This window comes from Halomonas sp. A3H3 (genome assembly GCF_000982975.1).
GTDB lineage: Bacteria > Pseudomonadota > Gammaproteobacteria > Pseudomonadales > Halomonadaceae > Vreelandella > Vreelandella titanicae.
In genome coordinates, this window is record NZ_HG423343.1 from 3,541,253 (window position 1) to 3,560,287 (window position 19,035).

The 19,035-nt window shown below is 55.3% G+C and carries 18 protein-coding genes and 2 tRNA genes; 10 read left to right on the forward strand and 10 right to left on the reverse strand.

The window, feature by feature from the left end; translation table 11 throughout:
- The first annotated feature begins 7 nt into the window (after window positions 1–7).
- The 3 genes from HALA3H3_RS15745 to HALA3H3_RS28015 all read left to right on the forward strand — a co-directional run bounded on the left by HALA3H3_RS15745 (window position 8) and on the right by HALA3H3_RS28015 (window position 3,292).
- On the forward strand, window positions 8–2,107 hold the full coding sequence (locus HALA3H3_RS15745; protein ID WP_022522545.1) for a methyl-accepting chemotaxis protein: 2,100 nt from the start codon (window positions 8–10) through the stop codon (window positions 2,105–2,107).
- A 111-nt stretch (window positions 2,108–2,218) separates the two neighbouring features.
- Window positions 2,219–2,788 carry a DJ-1/PfpI family protein gene (locus HALA3H3_RS15750; protein WP_022522546.1) on the forward strand — a complete coding sequence of 190 codons (570 nt, stop codon included), beginning with the start codon at window positions 2,219–2,221 and terminating at the stop codon, window positions 2,786–2,788.
- Between the two features lie 141 nt (window positions 2,789–2,929).
- A complete protein-coding gene (locus HALA3H3_RS28015) occupies window positions 2,930–3,292 on the forward strand; it encodes a ribbon-helix-helix domain-containing protein (protein WP_022522547.1) in 363 nt (120 codons plus the stop codon).
- Window positions 3,293–3,322: 30 nt separating this feature from the next.
- Here the strand turns inward: HALA3H3_RS28015 and HALA3H3_RS15760 are convergent, their stop codons facing one another.
- Window positions 3,323–4,090 carry a DUF1499 domain-containing protein gene (locus HALA3H3_RS15760; protein ID WP_022522548.1) on the reverse strand — a complete coding sequence of 256 codons (768 nt, stop codon included), beginning with the start codon at window positions 4,088–4,090 and terminating at the stop codon, window positions 3,323–3,325.
- A gap of 111 nt (window positions 4,091–4,201) precedes the next feature.
- On the opposite strand from HALA3H3_RS15760, the gene HALA3H3_RS15765 reads away from it, so the two are divergent.
- Entirely contained in the window at window positions 4,202–4,561 is a 360-nt protein-coding gene (locus HALA3H3_RS15765; protein ID WP_022522549.1) for a hypothetical protein, read from the forward strand.
- Here HALA3H3_RS15765 and HALA3H3_RS15770 read toward each other — a convergent pair.
- Window positions 4,558–4,791 (reverse strand): DUF3820 family protein, encoded by a 234-nt coding sequence (locus HALA3H3_RS15770; protein ID WP_022522550.1) that lies wholly within the window; start codon window positions 4,789–4,791, stop codon window positions 4,558–4,560. The two genes, HALA3H3_RS15765 and HALA3H3_RS15770, sit on opposite strands and share 4 nt — an antisense overlap.
- A 32-nt stretch (window positions 4,792–4,823) precedes the next feature.
- The gene (locus HALA3H3_RS15775) at window positions 4,824–5,708 is read right to left on the reverse strand and encodes a LysR family transcriptional regulator (RefSeq protein ID WP_022522551.1); all 885 of its coding nucleotides are present in this window, start codon (window positions 5,706–5,708) and stop codon (window positions 4,824–4,826) included.
- Between the two features lie 134 nt (window positions 5,709–5,842).
- On the opposite strand from HALA3H3_RS15775, the gene HALA3H3_RS15780 reads away from it, so the two are divergent.
- Window positions 5,843–6,268, forward strand: coding sequence for a VOC family protein (locus tag HALA3H3_RS15780; protein WP_022522552.1), 426 nt, complete (start codon window positions 5,843–5,845; stop codon window positions 6,266–6,268).
- 20 nt (window positions 6,269–6,288) lie between these two features.
- On the opposite strand, the gene HALA3H3_RS15785 is transcribed toward HALA3H3_RS15780, so the two are convergent.
- Window positions 6,289–7,182, reverse strand: a complete 894-nt coding sequence (locus tag HALA3H3_RS15785) for an AraC family transcriptional regulator (protein WP_022522553.1) — start codon at window positions 7,180–7,182, stop codon at window positions 6,289–6,291.
- A 221-nt stretch (window positions 7,183–7,403) separates the two neighbouring features.
- Here HALA3H3_RS15785 and HALA3H3_RS15790 point away from each other — a divergent pair, with 221 nt between their 5' ends.
- A complete protein-coding gene (locus HALA3H3_RS15790) occupies window positions 7,404–8,465 on the forward strand; it encodes an NAD(P)-dependent alcohol dehydrogenase (RefSeq protein WP_022522554.1) in 1,062 nt (353 codons plus the stop codon).
- 129 nt (window positions 8,466–8,594) lie between these two features.
- Here HALA3H3_RS15790 and lnt read toward each other — a convergent pair whose 3' ends face one another.
- The 5 genes from lnt to miaB all read right to left on the reverse strand — a co-directional run bounded on the left by lnt (window position 8,595) and on the right by miaB (window position 14,357).
- Window positions 8,595–10,076: an apolipoprotein N-acyltransferase gene (gene lnt / locus HALA3H3_RS15795; protein ID WP_022522555.1), complete on the reverse strand. Its 1,482-nt coding sequence runs from the start codon at window positions 10,074–10,076 to the stop codon at window positions 8,595–8,597.
- A gap of 63 nt (window positions 10,077–10,139) precedes the next feature.
- Window positions 10,140–11,039, reverse strand: coding sequence for an HlyC/CorC family transporter (locus HALA3H3_RS15800; protein WP_022522556.1), 900 nt, complete (start codon window positions 11,037–11,039; stop codon window positions 10,140–10,142).
- Window positions 11,040–11,205: 166 nt separating this feature from the next.
- Entirely contained in the window at window positions 11,206–11,703 is a 498-nt protein-coding gene (ybeY, locus tag HALA3H3_RS15805) for an rRNA maturation RNase YbeY (protein ID WP_022522557.1), read from the reverse strand.
- Entirely contained in the window at window positions 11,700–12,779 is a 1,080-nt protein-coding gene (locus HALA3H3_RS15810) for a PhoH family protein (protein ID WP_009288233.1), read from the reverse strand. Before HALA3H3_RS15810 ends, ybeY begins: the two co-directional genes overlap by 4 nt.
- Window positions 12,780–13,013: 234 nt before the next feature.
- Complete coding sequence (miaB, locus tag HALA3H3_RS15815) at window positions 13,014–14,357, reverse strand: tRNA (N6-isopentenyl adenosine(37)-C2)-methylthiotransferase MiaB (RefSeq protein ID WP_009288234.1); 1,344 nt, start codon at window positions 14,355–14,357, stop codon at window positions 13,014–13,016.
- Between the two features lie 198 nt (window positions 14,358–14,555).
- Between miaB and HALA3H3_RS15820 the strand changes: the two genes are divergently transcribed.
- From HALA3H3_RS15820 to HALA3H3_RS15830, 3 genes are all read left to right on the forward strand, one after another.
- A tRNA-Asn gene (locus tag HALA3H3_RS15820) sits at window positions 14,556–14,631 on the forward strand.
- Window positions 14,632–14,724: 93 nt separating this feature from the next.
- Window positions 14,725–14,800 (forward strand) — tRNA-Asn (locus HALA3H3_RS15825).
- A 163-nt stretch (window positions 14,801–14,963) separates the two neighbouring features.
- Window positions 14,964–15,329, forward strand: coding sequence for a metalloregulator ArsR/SmtB family transcription factor (locus HALA3H3_RS15830; RefSeq protein WP_022522558.1), 366 nt, complete (start codon window positions 14,964–14,966; stop codon window positions 15,327–15,329).
- 82 nt (window positions 15,330–15,411) lie between these two features.
- On the opposite strand, the gene HALA3H3_RS15835 is transcribed toward HALA3H3_RS15830, so the two are convergent.
- Window positions 15,412–17,535: a carboxy terminal-processing peptidase gene (locus HALA3H3_RS15835; protein WP_022522559.1), complete on the reverse strand. Its 2,124-nt coding sequence runs from the start codon at window positions 17,533–17,535 to the stop codon at window positions 15,412–15,414.
- A gap of 138 nt (window positions 17,536–17,673) precedes the next feature.
- Between HALA3H3_RS15835 and HALA3H3_RS15840 the strand changes: the two genes are divergently transcribed.
- Window positions 17,674–18,978 carry a M18 family aminopeptidase gene (locus HALA3H3_RS15840; protein WP_022522560.1) on the forward strand — a complete coding sequence of 435 codons (1,305 nt, stop codon included), beginning with the start codon at window positions 17,674–17,676 and terminating at the stop codon, window positions 18,976–18,978.
- The last annotated feature ends 57 nt before the right edge of the window (window positions 18,979–19,035 follow it).

Here is a 19,035-nt window from a genome sequence, read left to right on the forward strand (position 1 = left end):
ACAGATAATGAAAAAAACCTTAAGTATTCGAGCGATGTTGATCAGCCTGTTCTTAGCCGCAGTGCTAGGCGCTGTGGTGCTGGCGGCAACCGGTTGGACGACCAACCAACGGCTAATCGACTCACAGCGTTATATTACCAATGAAGTATTGCCGCTTCAGGATGCCAGCATGGGCATGGTGCTTACCATGGGGGCATTTGGTCAACGCCATGCGGATTTGCTTGCCGCAGGGAGCGTGAATGACCTCAACGAGGTCACGACTCAATCGGCATTGGATGCACGTTTTCGTGATGCACGGAAAGGCCTTCAGGGGGTCGATCAAGCGCAAGGGCTGAGTGACCTGGATAGCCATTATGAGACGTTACTAGAAGGCGATACGGCGCTGGAAGCAGTGCGCCGTGAAGAGCTGAGCCTACAAACCCAGATGGCCGAACGCATCAGTGCGATGCAGGCGCTTATTTCTCAAGTGATGCTGAGTGCTGAAGATATTGCCGGCCGTACGGCGCTGGCACAGGTTCGCAGTGACCGCGAACAGCGCGAGTTAATGGAAGCCTGGCGCGAAGATGGCATGACCACGTTACCGACCCAATTGCTCGACAATATGTTTACCGCGCAAGCGGATATTGGGCGCCTGAGTGGTAATGCACGCATGGCATTAGCGCAATTGTCAGATCTTGGCCGCCAGATGATGCAAACGGATAGCGCCGATGCGCTGGTTAACTTGCGCCACAATGAAATTGCCCAGCAGGTGGGGCTTGCTCGCCAATCTCTGGCGGCGATCGCCGACGCGCCAAGCACCGAAGTAGATCAGCGCGCGCTAATCAGTGATTTGGATGCTGTCATCGTAGAGTTGGATGGGTTGATGGTATCCGATGACAACGCTGTCTATGAGCTGCGTTTACAGCAGCTAGAGTTAAATGCCCAGGTGCAAGCGGCACTCACTAATGTTGCCCAGGCCATGGCGCAGATGCGAACGGCGCTAAGTGATGTCGAAGCTTACACCGTTGCCCAGGCAGGTAGTGCGGCAACGCAAGCAGAGACCTTAGCCAACGCTGGTCGCTCGTTACTGATCATGGTCACACTGACCGTCATCGCGCTGCTTGCCATCTTTGGCTGGCGTACCATGGTGCGTGTATTGGGCCCGCTAGTGGCGATGCGCCAGCAAATGGAAAACATCAGCGGAGCCGCAGGGGAAAACGCTGACCTTTCTAAGCGACTTGAGCTTAAGCGCAATGATGAAGTGGGCCAAACTGCCCAAGCGTTTAACAACATGATGAATACTTTTGAAGGCATGGTGGCACAAATTCGTGAAAGTGCCGAAGCCATCGCGGCCAGCAGCCGACAAATAGCCGCCGGTAATGAAAACCTCTCCCAGCGTACTGACCAGCAGGCAGCATCGTTGGCGGAAACGGCTTCAAGCCTCGAGCAGATCACGGCCACGGTGAAACAGACCGCTGATTACGCTGACCAAGCCAAAGACGCTAGCGGTAATGTTGATCAGCGCGCCCGTGCCGCTGGTGAGGTATCAACGCGCACCACGGCGGCAATGGGTGATATCCGCGAGGCGAGCGAAAAGATTACCTCGATCATCAAAGCCATTGACGATATCGCTTTTCAAACCAACTTGCTGGCGCTCAACGCTTCTGTTGAAGCGGCGCGAGCGGGTGAGCAGGGCCGTGGGTTTGCCGTAGTGGCCCAAGAAGTGCGCAAATTAGCGGGACGTAGCGCCAACGAAGCGGCCCAAATTCGTCATTTGGTAGACGACAGTGTCGCCAAGGTAAGCGAGGGTGAGCAACTGGTAAACGCCTCAAGCAAACACCTGCAGGAAATCATTGATAGCCTGGGAGAGGTGACGCGCTATGTTACCGAGATTGCTGGGGCGACCCATGAGCAATCTGCTGGTATTGATCAGATCAACCAGGCAATTTCGCAGCTGGATCAGGTGACACACCAGAACGCCCGCTTGGTGCAAGAAGCGACGACTGCCAGCCATACGCTGGATGATCGTGCCGGTGATATGCATTCACTGGTAGGGCGCTTTCGGGTCGGTGACGCGGCAGGGCAACGGCATCTAGCGCTTCCGCAGCAGGAGAAAGTGACTCAGTAGTAAGCAATTACTACCTATTGTCGGAAAGCGCTTGCTAGTCTCATCTAACACGCCCTGCGTGTGCTCAAACACTCGATCAATAACCATAAGATAACCAAGAGGAGCACTGAGATGAGCAGCAAGCGCATTTTAATGATCACCGGCGATTTCACTGAAGATTATGAAACCATGGTGCCATTTCAGGCACTTATGGCAGTCGGCCATCGTGTCGATGCAGTTTGCCCCGGGAAAGCCTCGGGCGATACTGTGGCGACGGCGATTCATGACTTCGAAGGCGATCAAACCTATTCCGAAAAGCCCGGCCACCGTTTTGCCCTGAATGCCGATTTTGCCAGCATTAATCCCGCTGATTACGATGCCTTGGTAGTGCCTGGTGGACGTGCACCTGAATATCTTCGTTTGAACAAAGAGGTGCTAACCATGGTTCAGCACTTTTTTGAGACCAATAAACCCGTGGCGGCGATTTGCCACGGCGCTCAGCTATTAGCCGCTGCAAAAGTACTGGAAGGGAAGCAGTGCTCCGCTTACCCGGCCTGCCAGCCGGAAGTAGAGCTTGCGGGTGGCCACTTTGCCAACCTGGAAGTGACCGATGCGGTAACCGATGGCAACCTGGTCACCGCCCCCGCATGGCCTGCCCACCCAGCCTGGCTGGCGCAGTTTATGGCGCTACTGAATAAGTGAGCTTGGCCCACTAACCTAACGAAATTTGCGCCCAGCACCCGCTGGGCGCTCTTGTTTGCTGTGCCAATAATTGCCGCTATGCTCTAATCAGAGGATTCCTGATAATGCGTGTGGTTACGAACACCCCGAGAGACAGCGCCTATGTGTAAACTGTTTATTCAAGCCGACCCAGAGCTGTGGCGCAGCGCGACACACTCGCTGCGTATCGATGGCATGGTTACCAGCGTGCGAATGGAAAATTACTTCTGGCACATTCTCGAAGAGATTGCCCAGCGTGATGGAATGAACACGGCCCAAATGATTACCCGGCTTTATCATGAATCTATCGACGCCGGGCACGACTTGGGTAACTTTACCTCGTTTTTACGCGTTTGCGCTCTGCGTTATCAAGCGCTTCAATTGACGGGTGATATTCCTACCCAGCATCAAGTGCCTATCGCCACCCTGGATGCTGAGCAAATTTTAGCGCGTGAGGGCGGCAAAACGCGCGACCCATTGCATTAATAAGAGAGAGTAGGGCGATTATTGAAACGGTCACTCAAGTCGCGCTTCCAGCGCCGTTAAAAATTTTTCAATACGCGCTGCGTTGGTGCCCACGTCGCTGGCACCCAGACGTGATGCCGAGCGCATATCCACCTGTACTCCGTTCTCAAGCTCGGTTAGGCGAATGACCACATCATCCTCAAAGCCAAACCAGCGCGTGGTCGCGGTGGCTTCTATGTGATTGTCGGTAATTCGCGCGATCCGCCAGCCAGCCTCTTCGGCCTCAGCTTGTGCAGCAGCGAGTATCATTTGTGGGGCCTCGTCCAAGACCAGCGGCTTGATATAAGGGTAGGCTGCTTGCTGCTGCTGAGCGGTGGCATCGCCCGGGTAGTCAACCGCGTTAGGCGCCGCTTCTCGTGCGTCAGCTAACGCTTCAAAGACAGGAGGGTTCTGCGTATCGGTGGTGATGTCGTGAATCGCGGGCACTTGTTGAGCGCGTTGCCAATGCTGCCAGGGTACGTAAAGCAGTGCAGCAGCAGCGACGATAACCAGCGTGGCTATTAAGGCGGGCCTAGAGCGATGAACCAGCAGGCTAAACAGTAGCGTGACAATACTGACCGCGACTGCTCCTCCAGCGGCATAAACGCCGTTACGGAGTAAGTTGAACGCCTCGCCTAGGCTGATAAATTCGCCCCGATAAGCAGGCCCGGAGCCCGCCATCATTAGGGTCGCCACCGCTAGCAGCAAAATGGCTAAGCCAGCTAGCACGCCTGGCCAACGGCCTCCACGAGGGCGTACCGTTGTTAGTCGCGTTACCATGTTCTCTCCTTATCACAGCGTATTTCGCTATTCTTAGCACAACTATTTCTTAGCACAAACACTGGATCAATGGGCAATGTGAACGTGTTAAAACCTGACGATAGGATATATATGACCGATAACGTAGCCGCTCTTCGCCAGCTACTGCTTAGCGCACCGCGTGACGCCCTGCCAATGACATATCAGCAGGTGGCTAGCGCGCTAGCGCTAACACCGCCGCAGACTATCGCTCAAGTCACTCAGGCGTTAGAGCAGTTAATGCGCGAAGACGCCGCACAGCAGAAGCCTTTCATCGCAGCACTGGTGGTCAGCCGGCGAGGCGGCGATTTACCTGCGGCTGGCTTTTTTGAACTAGCCGTCACCTTAGGCCGCTTTCCTGCGGATACCGCACAGCACGAGGCCGCTTACCGCGCTGAGTTTCAGAGTGCTCTTGACGAGCGTGAGAACGCAGATAAAAACGCTCAGCCTTAAGTTTCGCCACGCTGGCTAGGCGTTTTTCGCAGTGGGTCAAGCAACGGGCCAAGCCCATTATGATCAATTTCGTGCATCAGATGCAGCAGTTGGCCAATTTCCCCGGAGGGAAACCCCTCCCGAGCGAACCAGTTTAAATAAGGGCCGGGAAGGTCAGCGATAAGCCGACCCTCGTACTTGCCAAAGGGCATGGTACGCGTCACTAGCTTTTCCAGATCCTCTGGTTTCATGCAGTTACTCCTTTGATATTGAACGAAACATTTTAGGCGCCATTATCAGGCCGCTGAGCGATTTCGCCAATCAATTGGGCCAGCGCCCGGGCGGGTTCGCTCAAATGGCCGCTACTGGGATGTATCAGCCCTATGTCGCGGTGAAAGGTGCGTTCGCCTAAATCAATCGCACGCACTTTCGCTGGCCAGGGTTGCTGCGCAATCGCTTGGGGCACCAGAGCAACGCCTACCCCTTTGGCGACCAGTTTAACGATGGCCTCCAGTTCATCCACTTCGCATACTTCACGTACATTGCAGTGATTGTCACGCAGAAAGCGTTCGACCTGCCGTCCCCCAAAGGAAGCACGGTCGTAGCGGACAAACGGCTGGTGGGCGATCAGCTCCTGCCAGTGATCGCCCTCAATATGGCGCGGCACGATTAAACGAAATGGCTCGTGGGCAAGGGGCGTCCAGCGTAAATCGCTGTGCAGTGAAAAGGGCGGGCGAATAATCACCGCCATATCCAGCTCCCCAGCGTCGACTTGATTCACCAGCTCCATGGAGAGCCCAGGCACCACGCGGGTGCGGCATTCGCTATAGGCGTGATGAAAGCGCGCCAGCGCATCGGGCAGTAGCGAACGCTGTATGGACGCGATGGCCCCAATGTTGACCCGTTGAGTGGTGGCTTGGCCTGCAGTCGTCGCACCCAGCGCGCTGTAGAGGGTGAGCAGTGCATGAGCTTGCTTTAACGTTTCCTGCCCACGCTGCGTCAAGATGGCGGCACGCCCTTTACGCTCAAACAGTGGGATACCCAGCTCTTCCTCGAGGCGTTTCATTTGTGCGCTTACCGCCGCTTGAGTCAGGCCAATTTTATTGCCCGCTGCGGCAAAGGTGCCTTCCTGTGCTACCGCAATCAGCGTTTTTAGCTCACGGATCATTGATCAATCCTTTTTGTGAATCAGCTAAATAGTTATTGATTTTATTTTCCCATGAGCGGCCCTAGGATTAATACAGCGGGGCTGCATAAAGTGCCCGCTAACCCTCATAAAACCCAATAATGTGGAGAATGACCATGAGCCTCTCACCCTTCCATCTGGCGATTCCCGTTTACGATGTGGCGCTGGCGCGGGCGTTTTATAATGATGTGTTTGGCCTGGAAGAGGGGCGTTCCAGCGAGCAGTGGGTCGACTTTAATTTCTTTGGCCACCAACTGGTCATTCATGAGCAGCCCAAAACGCCGGGGCAAGAGAGCGCCCACACTAATCCGGTAGATGGGCACAACGTCCCGGTGCCGCACTTTGGCGTCATATTAGCGTGGGACGAGTGGGAAGCCCTGGCCGAGCGCTTGAAATCGCGCGATACGCAGTTTGTGATCGAGCCGTATATTCGCTTTAAAGGCGAAGTAGGTGAGCAGGCCACCATGTTTCTGCTCGACCCCTGCGGAAATGCCCTGGAGTTCAAGGCGTTTAAAGATATGAGTCAGGTGTTTGCTAAATAAGCCCTGCATTAAATCTCGTTTTAAGCGCGTAACGCTTGCTCCTGGCGGCGATGCTGAAGCGGGGGCTCGCCAAAGTAGCGCTTATAGTCACGGCTAAACTGAGGCACGCTGCGGTAACCCACCGCCGCAGCGGCCTGATTAACGTTGTGATTATCCTGCAGCAGCAACTGCTGCGCTTTGATTAGGCGCAACCGCTTTAAGTACTGAGCCGGTGATGAGCGGGTAATTTGCTTAAAGTGCTGGTGAAAAGTCGAGGGGCTCATATGGGCCTGTGCTGCCAACTGCTCCACGCTAAAGTCGTCGGCAAAATGGGTGTGGAGCTTAGACAGCACCTGCACGATACGTGAGTAATTACCGTGCCCTAATACCAACGCCCGTAAAGCGGGACCCTGTTCTCCCTTCAGCGCTTCAAACACCACATCGCGAATGCGAGCGTTGCCCATTGTGTTGCGCTCAATGTCAGCATGCAGCGCGTTGGCCAAGCGCAATACGGCCTCCTGCATGCCCTCTGTCATGGCCACCGAGGCCATCGGCAGCGGAGCCAATGCGTTATGACCGGCATCGCCCATGGCCGTCACCATCTCGCTTAACAGCGCCGGTTCCAGGCGTACCGATATACCCAGTAACGGGGCTTCCGGTGAGCCGTGAGTTTCGCACTCAAAGGGCAGTGGTAGCGTTTGCACTAAGTAGTGGCCGGGGTCGTAGTGGATTTCGCGATCACCCAGATAACCCATTTTGCGCCCCTGGGCAATGATGGTCAGGCTCGGCTCATAGAGCAGTGGTGTACGTACCTGATGGCGGCTTAAACAGAGTAACGACACGCCGGGTAGCTGCGTGTTATTGATTCCGTCGCTTTTAACCAGTGGCGCGATAACGGCAGCCAGCGCATTGCCAGCCTGAGTGGTGGAGGCCATGATGGTTTCTCTCGAGCTTCTGGTGACTTTTGTATAATCATAACGATTTATGGCTATTTTTTGTTATTTTATTACGTAGTATCGGAGTATTTGGCAAAAATGACGTAGCTTCGTTCATCGCCATCACCACTGAATAGGCCAATACTATCGGCACACCTCGCACGAGAGGGAAATGTCTGCTGAGTTATACGGCAGTCTTTTGCTGATAAGGAGTTTCACCGATGAGCCAAGCATTATCCTACGCCGCATTTGCTAACGATAAGCCCTTAGCACCGTTTACTTTTGATCGTCGCCAGCCGCGCTCCGATGACGTCGCCATCGAAATTCTCTACTGCGGCGTCTGTCATAGCGACCTGCACTTTGCTCGCAATGACTGGGGAATGAGCCAGTACCCCGTCGTGCCCGGTCATGAGATTGTCGGTCGCGTGACCTCTGTAGGCGATAAAGTGTCGCGTTTTAAAGCCGGTGACTTGGTGGGGGTTGGCTGCATGGTGGATTCATGTCGCACCTGTAGCGCCTGTAAGGACGGCGTAGAGCAGTACTGCCTGGAAGGCTTCACCATGACCTACGGCAGCGAAGATCGTCAGGATGGCACCCTAACCCAGGGTGGCTACTCCGATTCCATCGTGGTGAGCGAGCACTTTGTGCTACAGATGCCTGATGGTATTGATCTGGCCTCAGCGGCGCCGATTCTATGCGCCGGTGTAACGACTTACTCACCGCTCAAGCATCACGGCGTGGGCAAAGGCCATAAAGTCGGTGTGATCGGTATGGGTGGCTTAGGCCACATGGGCGTTAAATTGGCCAAAGCGTTGGGCGCTGAAGTCACGGTGTTCACCCGTTCCGACGCCAAGGTTGAAGAAGCGAAGCGTAACGGTGCAGACCACGTGGTGGTTTCCAGCGACCAGGCACAAATGGATGCCGTGGCTGAAACCTTTGATTTCATGCTCGACACTGTACCTGTCCAACACGATCTAAACCCCTACCTAACGTCGTTGAAGTATGACGGTACCCATATCATTGTCGGCTTGTTAGAGCCTATTGAGCCTGCTATTGAAGCGTTCAATTTGGTCTTTAAGCGTCGTGTGGTTGCCGGTTCACTAATTGGTGGCATTGCGGAGACTGAAGAGCTGCTCAAGCTGTGCGCCGATCAGGGCATTACCTGTGATATCGAGATGCTCGATATCAATAACATTAACGAAGGTTTTGAGCGCATGGAAAAAGGCGATGTGCGCTATCGTTTCGTGATTGATATGGCCACGCTAAAAAACAGTGCAGCCTAAATAACGGATTGTCTAGCTGCCTATCTATCCACTCAGGTAGGTAGCTAGCTGGAGCAAAACAAAACGGCCCGAGTCCTGCAGAGGACTCGGGCCGTTTTTCTAGCTAGCCACTTTAGCGCCTGAGGCGTTTCAACTTCGTGGTTGGCGTGTGACTCTTGCTGCCACCACGCCGGGCAAGAGCATCAAGCCTGCTAACAGCCAAGCTGGCCAGCTACCCAAGCGGGTGAAAGGCGTTAGACCCTCCATGGCGTAAAACTCACCGGTGAGCGTGGTTGTCTCAAACTGCGGCGCGCGTTCAACAATGCGCCCACTGGAATCGATAATAGCGGTAATGCCATTGCTGGTGGCGCGAACCACATAGCGTCCATTCTCTAGCGCGCGTAGGCGTGCCATCTGCAGATGCTGGTGGGGGCCAATTGAGGCGCCAAACCAGGTGTCGTTAGACACCGTCATGATGACACCGCTGTCTTGGGCTCGGCGGGCGACTAGCTGTGGGTAGATGATCTCATAGCAAATGGCGTTACCAATATGAATCCCGGCGGCCTGCATCGGTGTTTGCTCATGCTCACCTTTGGTAAAGGTCGACATGGGCAGGTCAAAAAAATCAATCGCCCCGCGGAGTACACTCTCCAGCGGCAGGTACTCACCAAAAGGCACCAGGTGTTCTTTCTGGTAGCTGCCCTCTACGTCGCCGACGCCAATCACGCTATTGAAGTAACGCTCCTGCTCGTCGCGCTGAACGATGCCGGTGAGCAGAGCGACGTCGGGCGGTAGGTTCGCTTGCACCCGCTCCAGCACCGGGCGAGCCTGGGTCTCCATCATTGGCAGGGCGGTTTCTGGCCAGATGATCAGGTCAACCTCATCGGCGACTTCGCGGGTGAGGTTGCTATAGGTATTCGCCGCCGTGCGCTGCCCTTCGGGCGTCCACTTCAGCAACTGCGGCAGGTTGCCCTGTAGCAGTGCCACGCGCGTGGGCTCGTCCACAGGCGTGGTCCACTGATGGGGGAGTGCCAAGGGAATTAACCAAATAGCCGCCAGTGGCGCAAGTGTCCACCACTGACGGCGCAGCAGTAGTTCAGCGCCAAGCGCACCGCTAAGTGCGACCAGCAGCGAGAGCAGGTAGACGCCGCCAACGGGTGCCCAGGCAGCCAGCGGCGAGTCGACGTAGCCAGAGCCCAGCAACAGCCAGGGAAAGCCGGTAAACAGGTAGGTGCGTAGCACTTCGCCCAGTACCCAGGCGCCAGCAAAGCTGATAAACGCAAGCCGGGCGGAGGTGAAGCGCCGGTAGAGCCAGAAAGTGCCGGCAAAAAACAACGCCAGAATCGTCACGAACAGCGCGGTTAGGAAAACGGCTAGCGGTACACCGGTATAGCCATAGTCGTGGATAGAGACGTACACCCAGGAGGTGCCGCTGGCGAACAGTGCCACACCGTATAACCAGCCCTTCAGGGCCGCCTGGGCGGGGGTTAAAGTGTGCAGGCCCACATAGAGTAAGCCAATGGCCACCGGGCCCAGCCACCAAAGCTCAAAAGGAGAAGTCGTTAGGGTGGTGAAACCGCCCGCCACCAGGGCGGCAAGCAGCTGTAACAAAAACGCGGGGGGTAAACCCATAGCGATAACCTATCTACGGTAAAGTGCGAGGGAGTGGATAGAAAATAGTGTGACAACAAGCGCCTAGGCTGGCTTGTTCTCCTGGTCATCATCCTCTTCGTCATCGCGGCGGGTGTCGCGATAGGCTTCGAGTAGACGGATGCGTCGGGTGTCGGCATTAAGAATCACAAACCGCCAACCGCCCAGAATGGTGTGTTCGCCGCGCCGCGGTAGATGGCCAAACTGCTGCATCACCAGGCCGCCAACGGTATCGAACTCATCGTCAGAGAACTCGGTGTCAAAGCGTTCGTTGAAATCTTCGATGGGGGTCAGCGCGCGAATGGCGTAGCGGCCATTCTCTATTTCGCGGATATCGTCCTCTTCATCGGTATCGTGCTCATCTTCGATGTCGCCAACGATCTGCTCAAGAATATCTTCGATGGTGATAATGCCCGCGGTGCCGCCGTATTCATCCACCACCACTGCCATGTGATTGTGGGTATCCCGAAACTCTTTGAGTAGGCTGTTTAGCCGTTTTGATTCAGGGATAAACATCGCCGGGCGCAAAATGTCGTCTAACTTGAACGCATCACGCTGGGCCTGTGTCTGGGAGAGCAGGGGAAGTAAATCTTTTACCAGCAGGATGCCCTTTACATCATCCAGGTTTTCACCAATCACCGGGTAGCGGGAGTGGCCGGTTTCCTGAATCAGCGGTAGGTAGCCGTCGCTGGTTTGATCCAGCGCAATGGCTGAGACCTGGGAACGGGGGATCAACACCTCACGAACCTGCTGATCGCTGATCTCAAGAGCGCCTTCGATGATCATAATGGCGTCTTGATCCAGCTTTAATTTCCCTGCGGTATGGCGTAAGAACGTCATCAACTCATCGCGTGAGCTGGGTTCGTCATTGTCTCCGGAAAGGGCGCCAAAGAGTTTCTCGAGCCAGGATTTTTGATTGGGGTTGCTCGATCGGTCTTCGCTCATGCGTCAATTCTCTCGTTTGCGGGCAGACAGTTGCTATCTCGTTGACGACATCGTTATATAAACCATGTCGTCAGGTAGCTGTTTTATCACTGAAACGGGGGATAGTACCAGATTAGTTGTTACGTGATTTAACGCACTCACCGCTAAATAATAAAGAGGTAAGGGGCTAAGCGTGTTCGCTATTGAGCGGGGGGCTGTCAGCATACGGATCAGGAATGCTTAGCTCGGCTAACAGCTCGCGCTCAAACTGCTCCATTTCCTCGGCCTCGTGATCATCAATATGATCGTAGCCCATTAAATGCAAGATGCCATGCACGACCATATGGGCGTAGTGGTGCTCGATCGACTTGTTTTGCTCGTTGGCTTCTTTGGCCACCACGGCATGGCAAATCACCAGGTCGCCGAGTAACGGTAAATCCACACCCGGCGGGCTCTCAAAAGGGAATGACAGCACGTTGGTGGTTTTGTCTTTGCCGCGGTAATCACGGTTGAGCGTTTGGCTTTCAAGCTCATCCACAAAGCGAATAGTCACTTCAAGACGCTGATCGTCAGGGTGGTGGGCAAACACACAGCCCACCCAATGGGTGAGCTGTGTCAGGCTGGGTAGCAGTGGTTCGTCAATCGCCGCCTGACGATCAACGATGACTTCAATGGCCTCGCTCATCGCGAACTATCCCATGCGTCTTCGCGTGCCTGCATACGTGCGTCACGCTCTTGCTGGCGTGCCTCGCGGCGGGCACGCTCTTCCACTTCCTGCTGGGATTCGAACATATCGTAGGCTTCGATAATGCGCTGTACCAGCGGGTGGCGTACCACATCCTTGGCGGCAAAGTGGGTGACGCCGATGCCTTGAGTGTCTTTCAACACGTCGAGCACCTGAATCAGCCCTGAACGCTGGCCTTTGGGGAGATCGACCTGGGTCACGTCGCCGGTAATCACGGCGGTGGAGCCAAAGCCAATCCGGGTCAGGAACATTTTCATCTGCTCCGGGGTGGTGTTCTGGCTCTCATCCAGAATGATGTAGGAGTTATTGAGTGTGCGGCCACGCATATAGGCCAGCGGGGCAATCTCAATCACCTGACGCTCAATCAGTTTTGCCACCTGCTCGAAGCCAATCATTTCATACAGGGCATCGTAAAGGGGCCGCAGGTAGGGATCGATTTTCTGGGCCAGGTCGCCGGGCAAGAAGCCAAGTTTTTCACCCGCTTCCACCGCCGGGCGCACGAGCAGGATGCGGCGTACTTCCTGTTGGTTGAGTGCCTCAACCGCGGCGGCAACAGCGAGGTAGGTTTTACCGGTACCCGCAGGGCCAATGCCGAAATTGATGTCGTGTTCACGGATACTTGATACGTAGCGCTGCTGGTTGAGCCCGCGCGGTTTGATCATGGTGCGTGGGGTGCGCATGATCACTTCATCGCTGCTGCCGACGCCGTCAGCTTCCTCTTCCAGCGCTTCAAGCCCGGACTCTTGCAGGAACAGGTGCACAGTGTCGGCTTCAAGTTCGCTCGCCGCTGTTTCGCGATAGAGGTGTTCCAACACGTTCGCCGCTGCTTTGATGCGGTTGGCTGGGCCCGCCAGTTGGAACACATTGCCCCGGTTGCGCAGCGTCACATCTAGGCGGCTTTCAATCAGCTTCAAATGCTCGTCCTGCTGGCCGCAAAGGCTAGCAAGGCGCTGCGGATCATTGGGTTCAAGGCTTAAGGTGATGATGCGATTGGCCTGAGGTGTTGGCTGGCTCAAGAGTGGGAAACCCCTCGTTAGTGTGTGTATCGTTCAGCTTACTGCCCCGCCAGAAGCGGGGCAATGATCTGTGCTAACTGAAAGGTACTTTATACAGTACGGTGCCGAGAGCAGGTTTCCGCGAGGGCGCTGTGAACCCTTCCTTGGGCGCTACTTTTGCCATCCCTGGCAAAAGACCCTCACTACAACCTGTTCTCGCACTCGTTATCGGGCATTTATAAATGCGTTAAACAATCAATAGCGCTCAGGTGAGGCAAGCTCACCGCGTAGCGAATTGGGAAATGCCTCGGTGATCTCTACATCGACAAAGTAGCCGATTAGTTCGGTGGGGTTGGCAGCGCGGAAGTTAACCACTCGGTTATTCTCGGTACGCCCTGAGAGCTGGCCGGGGTCGCGGGGCGAAAAGCCGTTAACCAGTACACGCTGTGTGCTGCCGACCATGCGGCGGCTAATTTGCGCGGTTTGCTGAATGATCCGCTCCTGCAGAATCGCCAGACGCTGCTTTTTGACACTCTCCGGTGTTTCATCCGGCAGGCCAGAAGCAGGTGTGCCGGGGCGTGCGGAGTAAACGAAGCTGAACGAATGATCGAAGCCGATTTGATGAATTAAATTCATCGTCGCTTCAAAATCTTCTTCTGTTTCGCCGGGGAAGCCGATGATGAAGTCAGAAGAGAAGCTGATGTCCGGGCGGTTGGCGCGGATGCGCTCCATCTTTTCAATGTATTCGGCCGCCGTATGCCCGCGCTTCATGGCAGTAAGAATACGGTCTGAACCCGACTGTACCGGCAGGTGAAGGTGGCTCACCAGCTCAGGGATATCGGCAAAGGCGTCAACTAGGCTGTCGGTAAACTCCACCGGGTGTGAGGTGGTAAAGCGGATGCGGTCAATGCCCTCAACCGCCGCAACGCAGGCAATCAGTTCGGCCAGGTCGATTTCATCGCCAAGCTGGTTTTCACCGCGGTAGGCATTGACGTTCTGGCCCAACAGGTTGATCTCGCGCACGCCCTGGTCGGAAAGGTGAATGACTTCATCCATCACCGCCTCAAAGGGGCGCGAGACTTCTTCACCGCGGGTGTAGGGCACCACGCAGAAGGTGCAGTACTTTGAGCAACCTTCCATGATCGACACAAACGCCGTTGCGCCATCAGAAGAGGGCTTGGGCAGGTGGTCGAATTTTTCGATCTCTGGAAAGGTGACATCTACCGCCGCAATCTGATTATTGCCACGGGCATCCAGCATTGAGGGTACGCGGTGCAGGGTTTGCGGCCCGAACACCATGTCCACGTGAGGCGCGCGCTTGCGAATGGCTTCGCCTTCCTGGCTTGCCACGCAGCCGCCCACGCCAATCACCAGGTTGGGATTGGCGTCTTTAAGTTTTTTCCAGCGTCCCAGCTGATGAAAAACTTTTTCCTGCGCTTTTTCGCGAATCGAGCAGGTGTTTAACAGAATGACATCGGCTTCACGCTCATTATCAGTGAGTTCGAGCTGGTGAGATTCGCCGAGTAGATCCGCCATGCGGGAGGAGTCGTACTCGTTCATTTGGCAGCCGTGCGTTTTGATGAAGAGCTTCTTCGCCATCGGTACCTGTCATCTATGAGTCGTCGGGGGACGAGGATGAATGGAGTGTTGTCGTGCGGTCGGCAGTGATAGTGCCCGAACCGCTGTCGTTAGTTGGCGCATTATACGGATACAAGAAACCAGCGGCTAGCGTTCATCCATAATCGATACTTGACCCTCACGATTCTATGGGTATACTACGCACCGTGTTTGAGCAGTTCCTCGATAGCTCAGTTGGTAGAGCAAATGACTGTTAATCATTGGGTCGCAGGTTCGAGTCCTGCTCGAGGAGCCAATCACTTGCTGGAAGTTATTAGCAATTTTGGTTTCGCTTTAAACACGATAGCGTTTGAAAAGACAGCGCTTATGAAAAGATAGCTTAAGATGTTCCTCGATAGCTCAGTTGGTAGAGCAAATGACTGTTAATCATTGGGTCGCAGGTTCGAGTCCTGCTCGAGGAGCCATTTAATCCCCCCTGTTAGTCTAAGTCTCACTGTTTCTTTAATACCCGCTGCTTAATGGCATCTGGGTGTTTTTCTGTGCCTGAATGCCGCGCATTCGCGCGGTGCTTACTGCTAACGGTTCTTGTGGCGTAAACTACACATAGTCAATCAGTCTGGGAAGTTTATGGTGGGCAAAGTGAATACACCGCAAGCCTTGCAGGTGTTTAAATGTTTAAGCGATGAGACGCGTTTGATGCTGGTACTGCTGGTGGCTCAAGAGCAGGAGCTTTGCGTGTGCGAAATGACTTATGCGCTGCAGGAGTCCCAGCCTAAAGTATCGCGTCATTTGGCTCAGCTGCGTCAGTGTGGGTTGCTGAGTGATCAGCGTGAGGGGCAGTGGGTCTATTACCGGCTTGCCCCCCAGTTGCCTGCCTGGGCTCATGAGGTGATTCGCGCGGGTGGCCAGGGCAGTGCCGCCCAGTTAGCTGCGCTGACTCGGCGCTTAACCAAAATGGGTGACCGGCCAGCCCGCCTGGCGGCGCTCTGTTGAAACCAGGGTTAAAGCCAAAACGTTAAAACCAAAACGCCGCCCCTTGCGAAGGGGCGGCGTTTGCTTCTTTAACTCGGCTTGCTTAGCGCTTAGCGGCTAGCCGCTGAGTGTCTTGCAGGCGGGCGTAGTCGAGCAGGATTTCAGCCGATTCGAGCACATAGGCGCGATCAACAGCCAGTGCGTCATCTTCGTCGCTTTCCCCTTCACTGTCTTGGGTTGCCTCTGCGTCCTCAATTCCTTCTGTGACGCTTTCGGTGGCATCCGTACGAGCATCCATCCACTCATCCAGCTCTTCCAGGCCCAGTGCACGACGGCGTTGGTTTTCCAGCGAAAGCTGTTCGGCTTCCTGGGCTTCCATTTCACGCTGACGCTGCTCACGATTTAAGCTCACGCTGGTGTGCTGCTCGCGTAACTGGCGGGCCAGCGTGGACTGGCGCTCTAAATAGCGGAAGTTGGCGTTGTCCTCAGCGCGTGCGTCGTGCTGGGCTATCAGCTTGTCTAGCATGGTTTCAGGTTCGCCATAGCGGCGATACTGGACATTCTGAACGGTGTCCCAGGCCAAGGCATTATCCAGGCTGCTCTCACCAATCCGCTCGGGGTCAATCAGGCTGGGGAAGTCGATGTCCGGCTCAACGCCGCGGTTCTGGGTGCTGTCGCCGGAAATGCGGTAGAACTTGGCGCGAGTCAGTTTGATCTGACCATGGCTCAGCTCGTTGAGCGTCTGCACGGTGCCTTTGCCAAACGTCGGCGTGCCCAGTACTAAGCCGCGACCATAATCCTGAATCGCACCGGCAAAGATTTCCGAGGCAGAGGCGGAGAGGCGATTCACCAGCACCCCTAGCGGGCCGTCATAAAGTGTCCCTGCTTCGCTGTCGCCATACAGTTGAATGCGCCCCTGGGCATCGCGCACTTGTACGGTGGGGCCGCGGTCGATAAACAGGCCAATAAGCGAGTTGGCTTCCTGGAGCGCACCGCCGCCGTTGTTGCGTAGGTCAAGCACGATACCTTCCACGCCCTCTTCTTTAAGGCGTTCGACTTCTTTGGCAACATCGCGAGTAGTGCTGCGATACTCCTCTTCACCCGCTTGCCAGGCGTCAAAATCGACGTAGAACGTCGGGATGTTAATCACCCCTAAGCGGTGAGGTTCTCCATCACGCTCGACTTCAATCACTTCGCCATGGGCGGCTTGGTCTTCAAGGCTAACGGTGTCACGGGTAATCTCAACGGTTTGCGAGCGGGTCATATCCACCGCTTGGGCAGGTACCACGTCCAAGCGAACAACGGAGCCTTTGGGGCCACGAATCAGATCCACCACGTTGTCCAGGCGCATGCCGACCACATTGACCATCTCACCCTCTTCCTGGCCTACGGCGATGATGCGATCCGCTGGCTCAAGTACGCCGGCGCGCTCCGCTGGGCCGCCGGGCACAAGGCTGGAAACTTTGACATATTCACCATCGGACTGAAGTAGGGCGCCAATGCCCTCAAGGGAGAGGCTCATCTGAATATCGAAGGATTCGCCCTGGCGAGGGGAGAGGTAGCCAGTATGTGGGTCGATACTGCTAGTAACGGCTGCCATCAGTACGCCAAATACATCTTCAGACTCGGTTTGCTCCAGCCGCGTTAGTTGGCCTTCATAGCGCTGGCGCAGGTTGTCTTCAATCTGTTCGCTATCCTGATCGGTCAGGGCGAGCGTTAAGGCGTCGTTTTTAAGCCGCTTGCGCCATAGCTCGTCAAGCTCGCTTTGCCGGGATGCCCAGGGCGCCTCTTCACGATCAATTTCTAAACGCTCGTTGCTTTCAAAATCGAAATCAAGGCCTTCGTCCAGCTTTGCCAACAAAGACTCAAGGCGCGACCGTTGCCGATCACTAAAGGTGTTATAGAGATCAAACGCATCATCCAGCTCACCATTGAAAAGAGCGTCTGCCATGCCCGTCTCTAAGTGACGATAGGGCTCGATATCACTGCGCAGCAGGTAGGCGCGCTGGCCGTCCAGAATATCCAAATAGCGTTGGAAAGCATCCTGCGACCACGCTTCATCAAATGTAATATCAGCATAATGGCCGTAGCGGAGCGAGTCCGCAATTTCCACTGCCGCCTGGCGTTGTTCGCCGGTCGGCTCAAGTTGCGCCAAGGCGGCTGGGCTGGTAACAACCAGCATGACAGCCAGGGCGACCGAACGCGAAAGCGTTGCAAACAAGCTCATCAGTCAAGCTCTCCCGGATTTGTGTACACTCATTCTTCCCTAGACTCGCATATGACCCATGAGTTGCGTAGGTCGAAGGGGTATTGTAGCAGGTCGCCTGCGCGATGAGACTCAATCATTACTGTTATGAGGATTTCCATGTCCGAGACTTTCAACGCTGATCGTTTAACGCGGTTATGCGATTTTCTGCGCCAATCACCGACCCCGTGGCACGCTGCAGGTAATATGGCTGAGCGATTGGAGCAAGCTGGTTTTCAGCGGCTGGAAGAGAAGGCCAATTGGCAGCTAACCCCGGGCAAGCGCTACTACGTCACCCGTAATGACTCGGCGATTATTGCTTTTCAGTTGCCTGAGTCTGAAGTGACGGCGCTGCGTATGATCGGTGCCCACACCGATAGCCCGGGGTTGCATCTAAAGCCTAACGCTACGCAGTGCTCTGCAGGCTGGCTACAGTTGGGAGTGCAGGTGTATGGCGGTGTTTTGTTGGCGCCGTGGTTTGACCGTGATCTTGGGCTGGCAGGGCGTGTGCATGTGCGCCATGCCGATGGTCGCTTGGAAAGCGTATTGCTTAATGTCGATCAGGCAATTGCCATGGTGCCGAGCCTGGCGATTCACCTGGATCGTGATGTCAACGCGGGACGGCCGATTAACCCGCAGACGCAAATGGCGCCAGTATTGATGCAGAGCGATACGGCTACGCTAGGCGAGCTAGCGGCGCAGTGGTTAGAAGAGCAGCACGGCCTGCGTGCAGTGGAAGTAGTGGACTTTGAATTAGGCTTTTACGATGTTCAGCCACCGTCCCTGGTCGGTGTTAAGCAAGAACTGGTGGCCAGCGCCCGGTTGGATAACTTGCTCTCCTGCTTCATCGGTTTAGAGGCACTCTTGGCTTGCGATGGCAGTCAAGGCGCTTTGTTGGTGGCCAACGATCACGAGGAAGTCGGCAGTGCCAGTGCCTGTGGTGCCCAAGGCCCATTCTTGGCGGATGTGCTAAAGCGCATTAATGGCCAGGTGGGCAAGGGAGACGACGAGTCGCTGATTCAACTGATTCAGTCGTCGCTGATGATTTCTTGCGATAATGCCCACGCACTGCATCCTAACTTTCGCGACAAGCACGATGAGCGCCATGGTCCAGCGATTAATGGTGGCCCGGTCATCAAGGTAAACTCCAGCCAGCGTTACGCCACCAATAGTGTCACTGGTGCGCTGTTTCGCGATGTCTGTCGTGAGGCTGACGTACCCGTGCAGTCGTTTGTTACCCGGGCGGATATGGGCTGTGGCAGTACGATTGGCCCGATTACCGCCACCGAGCTGGGTGTGCCCACTATTGATGTGGGGGTGCCTCAATGGGCGATGCATTCGATTCGGGAAACCGCGGGTACTAAAGATGTCGAGTATCTAACCCGCGCCCTAACGCTATTTCTAAACCGACCTGCGTTAAGCTAGTCCAAGCAAATAGCTGAATTTTGCTTAGCAATAACAGCTTTGCAACACAAAAAAGCC